This window comes from Cupriavidus basilensis, assembly GCF_000876015.1.
GTDB classification, from domain to species: Bacteria; Pseudomonadota; Gammaproteobacteria; order Burkholderiales; family Burkholderiaceae; genus Cupriavidus; species Cupriavidus basilensis_B.
This window is the reverse complement of record NZ_BBQM01000012.1, coordinates 650,158-663,961: the sequence shown is the minus strand read 5'-3', so window position 1 is coordinate 663,961 and position 13,804 is coordinate 650,158. Positions and strand designations below refer to the sequence as shown.

General features: G+C 70.3%; 12 protein-coding genes. 3 read left to right on the top strand and 9 right to left on the bottom strand.

Translation table 11 applies throughout. From position 1 onward, the window contains the following. Nucleotides 1–63: 63 nt before the first annotated feature. The gene (locus KF708C_RS10710) at nt 64–1,185 is read right to left on the bottom strand and encodes a right-handed parallel beta-helix repeat-containing protein (protein ID WP_082079506.1); all 1,122 of its coding nucleotides are present in this window, start codon (nt 1,183–1,185) and stop codon (nt 64–66) included. A 770-nt stretch (nt 1,186–1,955) separates the two neighbouring features. On the opposite strand from KF708C_RS10710, the gene KF708C_RS10705 reads away from it, so the two are divergent. Continuing rightward, nucleotides 1,956–3,365, top strand: coding sequence for a DUF1254 domain-containing protein (locus KF708C_RS10705; protein ID WP_059411745.1), 1,410 nt, complete (start codon nt 1,956–1,958; stop codon nt 3,363–3,365). Nucleotides 3,366–3,411: 46 nt separating this feature from the next. Here the strand turns inward: KF708C_RS10705 and KF708C_RS10700 are convergent, their stop codons facing one another. Together KF708C_RS10700 and metE are read right to left on the bottom strand one after the other, a co-directional pair. After that, nucleotides 3,412–5,502, bottom strand: a complete 2,091-nt coding sequence (locus KF708C_RS10700; protein ID WP_059411744.1) for a TonB-dependent receptor family protein — start codon at nt 5,500–5,502, stop codon at nt 3,412–3,414. A gap of 178 nt (nt 5,503–5,680) precedes the next feature. Continuing rightward, a complete protein-coding gene (gene metE, locus KF708C_RS10695) occupies nt 5,681–8,044 on the bottom strand; it encodes a 5-methyltetrahydropteroyltriglutamate--homocysteine S-methyltransferase (protein WP_059411743.1) in 2,364 nt (787 codons plus the stop codon). Nucleotides 8,045–8,177: 133 nt separating this feature from the next. On the opposite strand from metE, the gene KF708C_RS10690 reads away from it, so the two are divergent. Further along, complete coding sequence (locus KF708C_RS10690) at nt 8,178–9,101, top strand: LysR family transcriptional regulator (RefSeq protein ID WP_059411742.1); 924 nt, start codon at nt 8,178–8,180, stop codon at nt 9,099–9,101. A 15-nt stretch (nt 9,102–9,116) separates the two neighbouring features. On the opposite strand, the gene KF708C_RS10685 is transcribed toward KF708C_RS10690, so the two are convergent. The 3 genes from KF708C_RS10685 to KF708C_RS10675 form a co-directional block, all read right to left on the bottom strand. Continuing rightward, complete coding sequence (locus KF708C_RS10685; RefSeq protein WP_231586434.1) at nt 9,117–10,397, bottom strand: MFS transporter; 1,281 nt, start codon at nt 10,395–10,397, stop codon at nt 9,117–9,119. Nucleotides 10,398–10,495: 98 nt separating this feature from the next. Further along, entirely contained in the window at nt 10,496–11,440 is a 945-nt protein-coding gene (locus KF708C_RS10680) for a LysR substrate-binding domain-containing protein (protein ID WP_059411741.1), read from the bottom strand. After that, the gene (locus tag KF708C_RS10675) at nt 11,397–11,771 is read right to left on the bottom strand and encodes a hypothetical protein (protein WP_231586433.1); all 375 of its coding nucleotides are present in this window, start codon (nt 11,769–11,771) and stop codon (nt 11,397–11,399) included. Before KF708C_RS10675 ends, KF708C_RS10680 begins: the two co-directional genes overlap by 44 nt. Before the next feature lie 175 nt (nt 11,772–11,946). Between KF708C_RS10675 and KF708C_RS10670 the strand changes: the two genes are divergently transcribed. Next, nucleotides 11,947–12,417: an Lrp/AsnC family transcriptional regulator gene (locus tag KF708C_RS10670; RefSeq protein WP_020203375.1), complete on the top strand. Its 471-nt coding sequence runs from the start codon at nt 11,947–11,949 to the stop codon at nt 12,415–12,417. An 8-nt stretch (nt 12,418–12,425) separates the two neighbouring features. Here KF708C_RS10670 and bluB read toward each other — a convergent pair whose 3' ends face one another. The 3 genes from bluB to KF708C_RS10655 are packed head-to-tail and all read right to left on the bottom strand — an operon-like array spanning nt 12,426 to nt 13,784. Continuing rightward, on the bottom strand, nt 12,426–13,091 hold the full coding sequence (gene bluB / locus KF708C_RS10665; protein WP_059411740.1) for a 5,6-dimethylbenzimidazole synthase: 666 nt from the start codon (nt 13,089–13,091) through the stop codon (nt 12,426–12,428). Nucleotides 13,092–13,122: 31 nt separating this feature from the next. Beyond that, nucleotides 13,123–13,542 (bottom strand): type II toxin-antitoxin system VapC family toxin, encoded by a 420-nt coding sequence (locus KF708C_RS10660; RefSeq protein WP_059411739.1) that lies wholly within the window; start codon nt 13,540–13,542, stop codon nt 13,123–13,125. Then, nucleotides 13,539–13,784: a FitA-like ribbon-helix-helix domain-containing protein gene (locus KF708C_RS10655; protein ID WP_020203378.1), complete on the bottom strand. Its 246-nt coding sequence runs from the start codon at nt 13,782–13,784 to the stop codon at nt 13,539–13,541. Before KF708C_RS10655 ends, KF708C_RS10660 begins: the two co-directional genes overlap by 4 nt. Nucleotides 13,785–13,804 lie beyond the last annotated feature (20 nt).

Sequence of the window (13,804 nt, the reverse complement as noted above, 5' to 3'; positions counted from 1 at the left end):
GCCCCTTCGGGGGATTCCTATTGATCGGAAGGTTCCTGTTAGCTTGCCGCCATTTCCCGTCGTCTACGGCAGGTAGGTATTGTTTTCCGCGACCAGCCCCGAAACGGGGCGTCCGAGATACATGGCGCGATATTGGGCGCCCGTCACGATGTCGGCGCTTCTGCTGCCGGAAAAGGTATTTCCGCTCACCGTATTATTGTCGTCCTCCACGATCACGCCCTGCCGGACATTGCTGAAGCGGTTGCTTATCACCCGGTTGTCTTGCGCATAATCGAGGAAATAGCGGCCGGCATAGTAGGAGGGATCGCCGCAATTCCAGTTGCTCAGGTCCCGGCTCTGCCGCGACGCGATCCACACGCCCACGCTCTGCGCGGCGAAATCGTTGTCCTGGATCAGGTTGCGGTCCGAGTGCTGCCAGCGCGTCGGGCCCTGGTTCTCGCCGCAGTTCTTGTAGAGCGCGATGGCGGCCAGGGCGTTGCCGCTGAACTGGTTGCCCGCGATCACGTTGCCGGCCGAGGAGTCGATGGCGATGGCTTCGCGGGTGCGCGGCACGCCGTTGTCGGTGAACGTGGAGTCCACGATCCGGTTGTCGCGCGTCGAGGCGTCCAGGTACACGCCCGGGCCGCGCGAGCCGGTCACGGTGACATGGCTCAGCGTGATGCCGGAGGCGTAGGTCTCGATATAGATGCCGGTGTCGCCCGCGCCCGCCACGCTGACATTCTCGATCAGCACCTGCTGCGGCGTGCGCGCGTAGATGTCGTCGCGGGAGTAGGTTTGCAGCCTGGCCGCGAGCGAGCCGCTCCAGCCGACCGCGATGCCCGCCGAGGCCTGGTCCTTGAGGCGGCAGTTGCGGATGGTGACGTTGCTTAGCGGGTTGCCGCGCGAGTTCACGTAGATGCCCTTGGCGTCGGTGCCGCGGCCGTCGATCAGCGCGCCGTTGCAATCCAGCGTGACGCCGGAGCGGGTGATGGTGAAGGCCTGCCTGTAGACGCAGGCGCCGTCGAGCACGGTATCGGCGGTGACTTCGGCCGGCGCCGTGCAGGTGGGCGCGCCCGGCACCGCGGAAGGCATGTTGTCGCTGGCCGGGCCATCGCCGCCACCGCCGCAGCCGGGCAGGAACAGGAATAGGGGCAGGACGATGCCCGGGCCAAGACGATAAAGAAAGGGTCGTTTCCAGTTGGACATGAGGGCGCCTCCGGTGCGGGTGCAATACAGGTGTTATGGATCCGCCGGACAAAAGGCGGCCCCGCGCCCGCGGGCCGGCCGCGGGTGCCATTTTTCTGATCGAATGAATCTGGTTATCCCGCGATTTTCGCGGGCAGTAATATCGGACAGTAGCCGGGCAGGGGCCATTGATTATTCAATGGTCCCGCTGTCTCGATCCGGATAGTCTGGTGTTTCCCCGTTGGATGATTTTCCCGTCTTGTTTTTCTCTCCCCCTGTTGAGATGGTTCCGTGGCTGGCGTAGGAAATTTCTCTGCCAGCGATGAGAGAATTCTAATTACGGTTTTTGGAAATTAATATAAGAATGCTCTTATTTTTGGCGGTATTTAATGGCTGATCAGAGGGTGGTTTACCCTCTAATCCTGGCGGAAAGGCAGAACCGGATGGCGCGCCGGCCCCGGCGCGTCAATGCATCAATGGCCGGGCGGCCCGGTGGCCGCGCGACGAGTCGGGGCGCGAGCCGGCCGGGCCGCGCGGGCGCGCTCCCGCAAGAACCATGCGGACACAGGCGGCGCCGGCCGGCGCGGGGTTTCGTCCGGCCCGCCGGCGCACCGGCCATAAGGCCGGCCGTTGGTGCGCTGCACCGCATTAATTCAGACACGCGAATTGACAAGCCCGGACTCGCCAGCCCATCATCGTTCGAATAAAATCACACGTTCGTGCGGGAAAATATCTCCGCTTCAGCGGTAACCGGCACGACGGGTAGTCAAACCAAAAAAGGGATCGGGGTCATGAGTTTTTCGATTCGCCAGATCGCGGGCGCGGCGGCCCTCGGCCTGCTGCTGGCAGGTTGCGCCGCGGGACCGCAGAAGGCGCAGGCGCCGCAGGGCGCCTCCAGCCAGCCGGATGCGACGGTCAAGGCCTTGTCGGCCCAGGTATTCACCTACGCTTATCCGCTGGTGCTGATGGACGTCACGCGCGAGGTCATGACCGCGCGCACGCCGGCCAATACCTTCGCGCACATGCGCGGCTTTCCCGATGCCACGTTTACCGACGTGGTCAGCCCCAACGCCGACACGCTCTATTCCACGGCATGGCTGGACCTGAGCGAGGAGCCGCAGATCCTGTCGCTGCCCGATACCCGCGGCCGCTACTACCTGATGCCGATGATGGATGCGTGGACCAATGTGTTCGCCTCGCCGGGCAAGCGCACCACGGGCACCAGGAAAGCCGTGTTCGCCATCATCGGCCCGCGCTGGACCGGCACGCTGCCGCCCGGCGTGAAGGAAATCCGCGCCCCGACCGAGATGGTCTGGCTGATCGGCCGCACCCAGACCAACGGCAAGAAGGACTACGCAGCGGTGCGCCGCCTGCAGAGCCAGTACCGCCTGATGCCGCTGTCGGCGTGGCAGGGCGGCGGCAAGGCGCGGTCGCAGGCGGCGCCGGCGGGCAATGCCGTGGACACGGAAACGCCGCCGGCCGAGCAGGTCGCGGCGATGGACGCGCAGGCCTTCTTCACGCGCTTCGCCGCGCTGCTGCCGGCCAACCCGCCGGCGCCGGCCGACGCGGCGATGGTCGAGTCGATCAGGAAGCTCGGCATCGTGCCCGGCGCGCCGTTCTCGGTGACGGCGCTGGAGCCCGCCACGGCCCGCGCCGTGCAGGAAGGCGCCACCACCGCGCTGGCCGGCATCGCGGGCGCGGCCAAGCGCGCCGCCGATACCGGGGCGGAATGGACGGTCCGCCGCGACCTCGGCAACTACGGCACCGCCTATGGCAAGCGCGCGCTGGTCGCGTGGGTGGGGCTGGGCGCCAACCTGCCCGCCGATGCGGTCTATCCCGCCACGCGCGTCGATTCGGCCGGCAAGCCGCTGGACGGATCGAAGCGCTACGTCATGCATTTCGACAAGAACCAGCTGCCGCCGACCAATGCGTTCTGGTCGCTCACGCTCTACAACGACAAGCAGGTGTTCGTGGCGAACCCGCTGAACCGCTACGCCATCGGCGACCGCGACCGCCTCAGGTACAACCGCGACGGCTCGCTCGACATCGCCATCCAGAACGCGCGCCCGCCCGGCAGCCAGGTATCCAACTGGCTGCCGGCGCCGCCGGACGGCTTCAACCTGATGCTGCGCGTCTACTGGCCCGGGCAGTCCGTGCTCGACGGCACCTGGGTGGCGCCGCCGGTGGAGCGGATCGACTGACCGGACGCGCCGGGGCGGCGGGTCTCGCCGCCCCGGCTGCGGTCTCTCAGAAGCGGTACCTCACCCCGGCATAGAACGCGCGCCCCGTGCCGGGATAGAACACCGCGGTGTTCGCCGTGCGCGCGTCCGTCACGGTGCTGAAGTCGCTCACGTAGCGCTTGTTCCCCAGGTTCCTGGCATCTAGGAAGACCGTCACCCCGCCCCGGAACGCGTAGCTGGCCTGCAGGCCGAACAGCGCGTAGCCCGGCGTGCGCAAGGTATTCGCATAGTCCACGTAGGCGCCGCCCGGCACCCAGTCGATGGTGCCGGCCACGCGCAGTCCGCCCGCGCGGCTGTACGCGACGGTGGTGCGCAGCACGTGCTCGGGCACGCCCGCGATGCGGTTGTTGCCGTACTGCGCATCGTTGTCGAAGCGGAAATCGCTGTAGTTCCACAGTTGCGACAGCGTGAGCGCGTCGCCGGCGCCGAACACGTTGCGCAGCACGTCGCCGGACACGCCCAGCTCCACGCCCTGCAGCGTGGTGCGCCCGGCGTTGAAGGTGGAGGCGGGCACGTCCGGGTTGGTGGTGTATTGCAGCAGCTGGTCGCGCACCAGCGAGCGGTAGGCCGTCACGTCCCAGGCAAAGCGCTCGCGCTTGCCGCGCGTGCCGATCTCCATCGTCCAGCCATGCTGCGCGGCCAGCGGCACGAAGCGCGTGGTCGCGGCGATGGTCTGGCTCAGGTCGGTGAAGTCCGGCACGTCGGTGCTGCGCGTGATGTCGGCGAAGGCCTGCACGTCGCGCGCGGGTTCCCACAGCACGCCGAACTTGGGATTGACGCCGCTGAAGGTGGCGCGGTCCGACCTGGCCGCCGGGTTGGCGGGCAGGCCGCCGTAGTCGTGGTAGTCGCGCACGCTGCGGTAGGCCTTGGCGCCGGCCATCAGCGCGAACGTGGGCGTGACCCACAGGCGGTCCTCGAGATAGGCCTCGTAGTTGTAGGCGTCCTGCGCCGCGTTGAGGGTCTGCGCGCCGCGGTTGCCGGCGTTGTTGACGAACTGGCGCGCATCGTTGTTGCCGCCGAAGAAGCGCGCGCCGGCGATGACCTGGTTGCGCAGGCCGCCGATGGTGTGCGTGCCGGTGTAGCGCGGCGCGAAGCCGTAGGTCCAGTAGTCCTGGTCGACGACCTGGAAGATCGGGTGGTACAGGCTCTTGTGGATGACCCAGGTGCTGAAATCGAGCTGGCCGCTGTCGAGCTTCACCGTGGTGACGTTGGCCACGCGCTCGGTGCGCGTGTCGCGCGCCTGGTCGCCCGAGAGCGCGCTGGCGGAAGCCTTGCGCGGGCTGCCGAGCGCGTCGCCGAGCGAGAGCGAGCCCGGCAGCTGCTGGTCGACGACGTAGGCGCCGAGATAGAAGCGTGTCTCCACCGCCGGGCTGAAACGGTAGCCGAAGTTGGCGTTGAACTGCTCGTACTGGCCGCGCTCGTGGGCGCGGAAGCCGTCCGCGTGGTTGGCGCTCAGGCTGGCCAGGAAATCGAACGCGCCGATCTGGCGCGAGACCTGGCCGCTGGCGCGCGCCGTGCCGAAGCTGCCGCCGTCCACGCGCACCTCGTTGCGCGCCTCGGCGGTAAACGCCGTGGGCGTGGTGAAGTTGAGCGCGCCGCCGAGCGTGGTGCTGCCGTAGGCCAGCCCGTTGCCGCCCTTGTAGACTTCGGCCGCGCTCAGCGCGAGCGGGTCGATCTGGTAGTAGTCGCCGCTGCCGTCGGCGAAGTTGGTGGGCACGCCGTCCTGCAGGATTTCCAGCCCGCGCACGTGATAGCCGCGCGCGATGCCCGAGCCGCGCACCGACAGGCGCAGCTCCTGCCCGTAGCGCTCCTGCACGTACACGCCCGGCGCGTCCTTGAGCACGTCGCGCAGGTTGCTGGCGTAGCTGTCGCCATACGCGGCGGCGTCGACGAAGCCGACCGAGCCGGCGGTGCCGAACAGCGTTTCCTTCTGCTGGCTCACGGCGGGCACCGTGAGCGAGCCTTCGGCGCGGGCGGTCACGGTGGCGGCCGGCAGCGTCACCGTGGCATCGGCGCCGGCCTGCGCCAGCGCGGCCGTGGTGAATGCCGCGGCGGGCAGCGCGGCGGCGCGCCGCCTCCAGTATCTGCTTCGTTTCATCTTCTTCCCTTGTGGCGGCGGTCCTGCGTGGGACACGCGCCTCGTATCGTGCTGGACAAGCCGCGTACGATACGAAACAAGGCTTGCCGCACGCTATGTGACACAGCGACGCAAGGGAAGAAAGCCGGCGGGAAAACGGCGGCGCCAGCCCGCCCGCGCGGCGGGCCGGCGCGCCGGTTCAGCGCGCGTGGCCGGCGCAGTCGCAGGCTTGCGTGGCGTGATGCGCCGCCTGGCCCGCGGCGCCGGCACGCTGCCAGCGCGCGGCGCCGTCGTTGCCGACGCGCTCGCGCAGCGCGCGCGCGGCCGCCACCATGTTGGCCAGCGCGGCCTCGGTCTCCGGCCATGCGCGCGTCTTGAGGCCGCAGTCCGGGTTGACCCACAGCCGCTGCGGCGGAATCACCTCGCAGGCGCGCTCGAGCAGATGCGTGATGGCCTCCACGCTGGGCACGCGCGGCGAGTGGATGTCGTACACGCCCGGCCCGATCTCGTTGGGATAGTCGAACTCGCCGAAGCCTTCGAGCAGCTCCATCGCCGAGCGCGAGGTCTCGATGGTGATCACGTCCGCGTCGAGCGCGGCGATGGCCGGCAGGATGTCGTTGAACTCCGCATAGCACATGTGGGTGTGGATCTGCGTCTGGTCCGCCACCGAGGCGGCCGAGATCTTGAAGGCATGCACGGCCCAGGCGAGATAGGCGGCCCAGTCGCCCTTGCGCAGCGGCAGGCCCTCGCGCAGCGCGGGCTCGTCGATCTGGATCACGCGGATGCCGGCCTGCTCGAGGTCGCTCACTTCGTCGCGGATCGCCAGCGCGAGTTGCAGCGCGGTGGCCGAGCGGGGCTGGTCGTCGCGCACGAACGACCATTGCAGCATCGTCACCGGGCCCGTGAGCATGCCCTTCATCGGCCGCTCGGTGAGCGACTGCGCGTAGCGCGTGGTCTCCACCGTCATCGGCTCGGGGCGGTACACGTCGCCGTAGATCACCGGCGGCTTGACGCAGCGCGAGCCGTAGCTCTGCACCCAGCCGTTGGCGGTGAACGCGTAGCCGCACAACTGCTCGCCGAAATATTCCACCATGTCGTTGCGCTCGGCCTCGCCGTGCACCAGCACGTCCAGGCCCAGCGCTTCCTGCTTGCGCACGGCGGTCTCGATCTCGGCGCGGATGCGCTGCAGGTATTCCAGCGCGCCGATGTCGCCGCGCTTGTAGGCCGCGCGCGTCTGGCGGATCGCCGCGGTCTGCGGGAACGAGCCGATGGTGGTGGTGGGCAGCGCCGGCAGTTGCAGCGCGTCGCGCTGGCGGGCGATGCGCACGTCGAACGCGCTGTCGCGCTCGGCCATGTCGGCGGTGATGGCGGCCATGCGCGCCTGCACCTGCTGGTTGACCACGCGGCGCGAGTTGCGGCGCGAGGCCAGCGCGGCGTCGTTGGCGGCAAGCTGCGCGGCGACGGCGGCTTCGCCTTCGTCGAGCGCGCGCGCCAGCACGTTCACTTCGGCGAGCTTCTCGGTGGCGAAGGCCAGCCAGCTCTTGATCTCGGCATCGAGCTTGTGCTCGGCCGCGAGCGACACCGGCACGTGCAGCAGCGAGCAGGACGGCGCCACCCACAGGCGCTCGCCCAGCTCGGCCCGCAGCGGCGCCAGCACGGCCAGCGCGCGGCGCAGGTCGGCGCGCCAGATGTTGCGGCCGTCGATCACGCCGGCCGAGAGCACCGCGCCGGCCGGCAGCACGCGGCGCCATGCGTCGAGCTGCTGCGGCGCGCGCACCAGGTCGACGTGGAAGCCCTGCACCGGCAGCGCGGCGGCGCGCGCGGCGTGGTCGGCGGCGGTGTCGAAGTAGGTGGCCAGCAGCAGCTTGACGCCGCTGCCTGCCAGCGCCGCGTAGGCGCTGTCATAGGCGTCGAGCCAGGCCGGCTCCAGGTCCAGGCACAGCGCCGGCTCGTCGATCTGCACCCACTCGATGCCGCGCTCGCGCAGGCGCGCCAGGATGCGGGCATAGGCGGCCGCCAGCGCCGGCAGCAGGCTCAGGCGGTCGAAGCCCTCGACGTGGCTCTTGGACAGCCACAGGTAAGTGACCGGCCCGATCAGCACCGGCTTGGCGGACAGGCCCAGCGCCAGCGCCTCGTCCACCTCGTCGAAGAACCAGTCCACGCCGCCGTCGAAGCGGGTGTCGGGTCCAAGCTCGGGCACCAGGTAGTGGTAGTTGGTATCGAACCACTTGGTCATTTCCAGCGCGGGCTGCGCCTTGTTGCCGCGCGCCAGCTCGAAATACTGCGCCAGGCTCAGTTGCTTCGCGTCGAAGCCGAAGCGCGCGGGCAGGGCGCCGAGCAGCGCGCTCGTGCCGAGCACCTGGTCGTAGTAGGCGAAGTCGCCCACCGCCACGCTGTCCAGGCCCGCCTCGGCCTGGGCCTGCCAGTGCTGCCGGCGCAGGCCGGCGGCCACTTCGCGCAGGTCGGATTCGGCGGTCTCGCCGCGCCAGAAGGCTTCCTGGGCGAATTTCAGTTCGCGCTGGGCGCCGATGCGGGGAAAGCCCGCGATATGTGTCCGTGCCATCTGGTACTCCGTATGTGGTGTGTGACGATGGCGCCCAGTGTCGGATCCGGCGTAGAATGAATCAAGCGATAAGATTTAATCAACGTATGAATCAGTTTCATATCAGGTTTCATATCAGGCGGAGCGACCAGTCATGATCGAAGTCAGGCACCTGCGTTCCCTCGTGGCGATCGCCGAATCGGGCAAGCTCGCCACCGCGGCCGAGCGCGTGCACGTGAGCCAGTCGGCGCTGTCGCACCAAATCAAGGGCATCGAGTCGCACTACGGCCTGCCGCTGTTCGACCGCACCCGCCAGGGGCTGCGCTTCACGCCCGCCGGCGAGCGCCTGCTGGCGCTGGCGCGCGAGACGCTGGCCGCCATCAGCACGGCCGAGCGCGACCTCGCGCGGCTCAAGGGCGACACGCGCGGCGAGCTGCGCATCGTGCTCGAATGCCATACCTGCTTCGACTGGCTGATGCCGGTCATGGACGAGTTCCGCCGCCGCTGGCCGGAAGTGGAGGTGGACCTGGTGGCGGGCTTTCACGCCGACCCGCTGGCGCTGCTGGCCGAAGGCCGGACCGACATGGTGATCGGCTCGCTGCCGCCGGCCAAGCGCGGACTGGCGGTGGCGCCGCTGTTCCGCTTCGAGATCCTGGCGGTGATCGCCAACGAGCACCGGCTGCGCAACAAGCGCCGCATCGAGGCGCAGGACCTCGCCGGCGAGACCCTCATCACCTACCCGGTGCCCGAGCAGCGCATCGACCTGATCCGCGAGGTGCTGGAACCGGCCGGCATCAAGCTGCAGCGGCGCACGGCCGAGCTCACGGTGGCGGTGCTGCAGCTGGTGGCCAGCCGCCGCGGCGTGGCCGCGCTGCCGAACTGGGGCGTGAAGAACTACGTCGACCACGACTACGTGCTGGCCAAGCGCATCGGCGCGCGGGGGCTGTGGAGCGAGTTGCACGCGACCACGCCGGCGGCGCTGGCGCAGCGGCCCTATGTGCGCGACTTCGTTTCCATCGTGCGCGATACCTGCGCCGCCGAACTGGACGGCATCGAACTGCTGCCGGACAACCGGTAGCGTCCCGGTGGCGGCTCAGGCGGAGCGCGGAGCCGCGCCGCGCGGCGCGGGCGGCGGCGCGGGCGTGCCGGCCACGCTGTCGTCGATCGGGAAATGCAGCAGCGCCGCCACCAGCCCGGCCAGCGCCGTGGCGGCCCACACGAGCGAGTAGGAGCCGGTCAGGTCGAACATGAAGCCGCCCAGCCACGCGCCGAGGAAGGAGCCGATCTGGTGGCTGAGGAAGACCACGCCGAACAGCGTGCCGAGATGGCGCGTGCCGAACACCTTGGCCACCAGCCCGCTGGTGAGCGGCACCGTGCCGAGCCACGTCAGGCCCATCACGGCCGCGAACACCATCACCGAGGTGGCGCTCTTGGGCAGCAGCAGGAAGGCGGCGATGGCCACGCCGCGCACGAGGTAGAGCCAGCCCAGCACGTATTGCTGGCGGAAGCGCCCGCCCAGCCAGCCGCAGGCCCAGCTTCCCGCCATGTTGAACAGCCCGATCAGCGCCAGCGCGGTCGCGCCCAGCCCGGCGGGCAGGTGGCACAGCGTCAGGTAGCCCGGCAAGTGGGTGCCGATGAACGCCAGCTGGAAGCCGCAGGTGAAGAAACCAAGCGTGAGCAGCCGGTAGCCGCGGTGGCGGCTTGCCAGCGCCAGCACCGGGCGCAGCGGCTGCGCCGGCGCCTGCCGCGCGGGCGCGCCGCCGGCGTGGCGCTTTTCGAGCATGAGGCCGAGCGGCGCGGCCAGCAGCATCACCGCGGCGAGCACGAACAGCGAGGCGCCGACGCCCGCGCCCGCGCGCACCGACTGCGCCAGCGGCACCACCAGCACCTGCCCGAGCGAGCCGCCCGCGCTGGCGATGCCCATCGCCATGCTGCGCTGCGCGGGCGTGGCCACGCGGCCCACCGCGCTCAGCACCACGCCGAAGCTGGTGCAACTGATGCCGATGCCGACCAGCACGCCCATGCCGATGACCAGCATGGCGCCCGACGGCGCCACCGCCGCCAGCCCGAGGCCCGCCGCGAAGGCCGCGCCGCCGAACGCCACCACCGGCGCGCAGCCGTGGCGGTCGGCCGCGGCGCCGGCGAACGGCTGGGCCAGGCCCCATACGAGGTTATGCAGCGCGATGGCGAACGCGATCAGCGTGACCGGCATGCCGCGGTCGAACGACAAGGGGCCGAGGAACAGCCCGAAGGTCTGCCGCACGCCCATCGCCGCGCTGAGGATCAGCGCGGCCGCGATCACTACCGGCAGCGCGGGGTTGCGCAGGGAACCCCTGCGCGGGTCGTGGTGGTCTTGGGCTGGCGCCGTCGGCATGGTGGTGTTCCTCCTGCGCCAATACTGGCAGCGGGCGGCACGCGCGACAAAGGAAAAGAATTCGGCTGCGCGTGAGGCGGGCTCACCTGTGCCCGCGCTCAGCGCAGGGCCGGCGCCGGTGCCGCCGGTTGCGCGACGGGCTCCGCGCAGGCCCGCGCCTCGGCCAGCAGCCATTGCCGGAAGCCGGCGAGATCGGGCCGGCCCCGGGTCTCGGCGGCGCCCTCGGCGCTGACCAGCCAGTAGGCCGTGCGCGCGGCCAGCGGCGGCGCGCCGAGCGTGACCAGCGTGCCGGCGGCCAGTTCGCGGTCCACCAGCGGCCGCCGTCCCAGCGCCACGCCCAGGCCCGCGGCGGCGGCTTCCAGCGCGAGCTGGATGGTGTCGAAGCGCAGGTTGCCGGCCGGCGCCGCGTCCGGCATGCCGGTGGCGGCCAGCCATGCGGGCCAGTCCTCGCCGGCGGTGTCCACGTGGATCAGCGTGGCCAGGCGCGGATCGAAATGGCCTTGCGCGTCGAGCGTGCCGGCGCGGCAGGCCGGGCTGCATACCGGCAGCAACTGCTCGCCGAACAGGCGGTCCCACGCCGTGCCGGGCACCGGCGCGCGGCTCATGCGGATGGCGAAGTCGAAGCCGTCGGCGGGAAATCCCACCAGCCGCCGCGAGGTATCCACGGTCACGTTGACGTCCGGCCAGCGGCGGCGGAAATCGTGCAGGCGCGGCAGCAGCCAGCGCGACGCCAGCGTCGGCGCGCAGCTCACGGCGATGGTGCGCCCGGCGCGGCGGTCCGGCAGGCGCTGCGTGCCGGTGGCGATCAGCGCGAAGGCCTCGGAGATGTAGGCCAGGTAGTCCGCCCCGGCCGGGGTCAGCGCCAGCCCGCGCGGCTCGCGCACGAACAGCGCCACGCCGAGCGCCTGTTCCAGGCCGGTGATGCCGTGGCTGACCGCGCTCGGCGTCACGTTCAGCTCGGCGGCGGCGAGCTTGAAGCTCTGGTGCCTGCCGGCGGCTTCAAAGAAGCGCAGCGCCGAGAGGGGTGGAAGACGAAGCGGCATGAGACGTTCCCGAGGGCAGCCTGTTGGCGGCCTGAGGATACCGAGCCGGCGCGGCGGCGGCAAGCGCGGGAGCGGTGGCGGGGGCGGGCGCAGCCGCGGCGACCTCGCGCACTTCCAGCACGTCCACGCCGTTCCCGAGCCGCCTGACGAACAGGTCCAGCAGGTCCGCGTCCGCGGCGGCGACCGATAGCGTCAGCGCCCACGGCGCGGCGGCATCGAAATCCATGCCGGCCAGGGTCAGGCCGGTGCGGCGGGCATTGGCGAGCGTCCATTCGATGGCGCCGAAGACATCGCCGCGGTCGAGGCGCAGCGCGAGATTCAGGGTGGGCATGGGGGGCATGGGGGGCATGGCAGGGCTGGAAAGCGGCGTCGGATTCATGCGACAAATTTACCAGCGGCGGCGCGGAATGGGCTTCTTTATTCCCTGCCATTCCCACAAATATGGAGATGGATTATCCGTGAATGATAGGATCGTGGGTTAATCCTTCTTTCTGTCACGCAAAGTCATGGCAAGCTCTCCCAAACTCGACGAAACCGACCGTCGCATCCTGCGCGCGCTGCGGCGCGACGGCCGGCTCTCCAACCTCAAGCTCGCGGAGCAGGTCGGCCTGTCGCCCACGCCGTGCTGGAACCGCGTGCGCGCGCTGGAAGACAGCGGGGTGATCGAGGGCTATGCGGCCTTGCTGAACCAGAAGGCGCTCGGCCTGCCCGACACCGTGCTGATCGAGGTCACGCTCGACCGGCACGACGACGACATGCTCGACCGTTTCGGCGAGGCGCTGGCCGAATTGCCCGAGGTGATGGAGGCCTACCTGCTGACCGGCGAGTACGACTACCTCATCAAGGTGGCGGTCGCCGGCACCGAAGGCTACGAGCAGTTCCTGCGCCACAAGCTGTACAAGCTGCCCGGCCTGCGGCACAGCCATTCCACCTTCGTGCTGCGCACCATGAAGCGCGAGCCCTCCGTGGCGCCTTGAGGCGCGGCTCAGGACGCCGGCGTGTCCCAGCCGTCCGTGGCCACGAACGCCGCCAGCGGCCGGCCGTGGCGCCAGTTCTCGATTTCCAGCATCGGCGCCGGATAGAACGCGCGCACCGGCCCCAGGCACAGGATGGCGATGGGCTGCGCGCCCGGCGGCATGCGCAGCCGCGCGGCCAGCGCCTCGGGCGCGAACATCGAGACCCAGCCCATGCCGAGGTTTTCCGCGCGCGCGGCCAGCCACAGGTTCTGGACCGCGCAGGCCGCCGAGCACAGCGCCATCTCGCGCGGCATGGTGCGCCGGCCGAACACCGTGCCGTCGTCCGGCGCCAGCGCCACCACCAGCAGCTCCGCGCATTCGCGCACGCCTTCCACCTTCAGCCGCAGGAATTCGGCATCGCGCTCGCCCAGCGCCAGCGCGGTCCGCTGCCGCTCGGCCTCGACCAGCGCGGCGATGTCCTCCCGCATGGCCGGATCGGCGATGCGGATGAAGCGCCAGGGCTGCATCAGGCCGACCGAAGGCGCCGCGTGCGCGGCCCGCAGCAGGCGCAGCAGCACGGCTTCGTCCACGGTCGCGCCGGCGATGAAATGGCGCATGTCGCGGCGCGCCGCCACGAGGTCGTAGAAGCGCTGCTGGTCGTGGGGCGTGAAGACGGCGTCGGCGTGGTCGGTCATGGGCGGATGCAGGTGGGCAGGCAGGTCCCGCTCAGTCGTGCCACGGGTTGACCACGGTCAGGCCGATGCCGCCGAAGTCCTTGCCGTTGCGGGTGGCGAGCACGGCGCCGTGCCGCAGGCAGATCGCCGCGATCTGCGCGTCGGCCATGCTGATCGGGCGGCCGGCCCGGGTGCGCATGGCGACGATCTCCGCATGGCAGCCCGCGGCCTCGGCGTCGAACGGCAGCACGGCGCCGGTGAATTCCGCGTCGAGCATGCCGGTCGCCGCCGCGTAGAGCCCGGCCTTGCGCCGGCCATCCGCGAGCAGGGCGATGCCGGTGAGCAATTCGGCGACGGTGACGGCCGTCACCGCGAAGGCCTGCTCGGAGGCGCGGTCCAGCCACGCGACGACCGCCGCGTCCGGCGCCGCGCGCATGAGCTCCGACAGCACGTTGGTGTCGAGGACGATCATTCCGGCAGGTCCGCCGCGCGCGGCGGCTCGTCGCGGGGAGGCAGCGGCACGCCCGGGTCGGACAGGTGCGCGAAATGCGTCCGGATCCGGCTGCCCAGCCCCTCCGTGCGATACGGCTTGCTCAGCGCCTGCCGCAGGATGGCGCGCACCTCTTCTTCCATCGAGCGCCCGTGCTGGGCGGCTTCGAGGCGCAGGCGCGCCTTGAGCGCCTCGTCGATATTGCGGATTGTCAGCGTTGCCATGCCGGCTCCCGTGCTTGCGT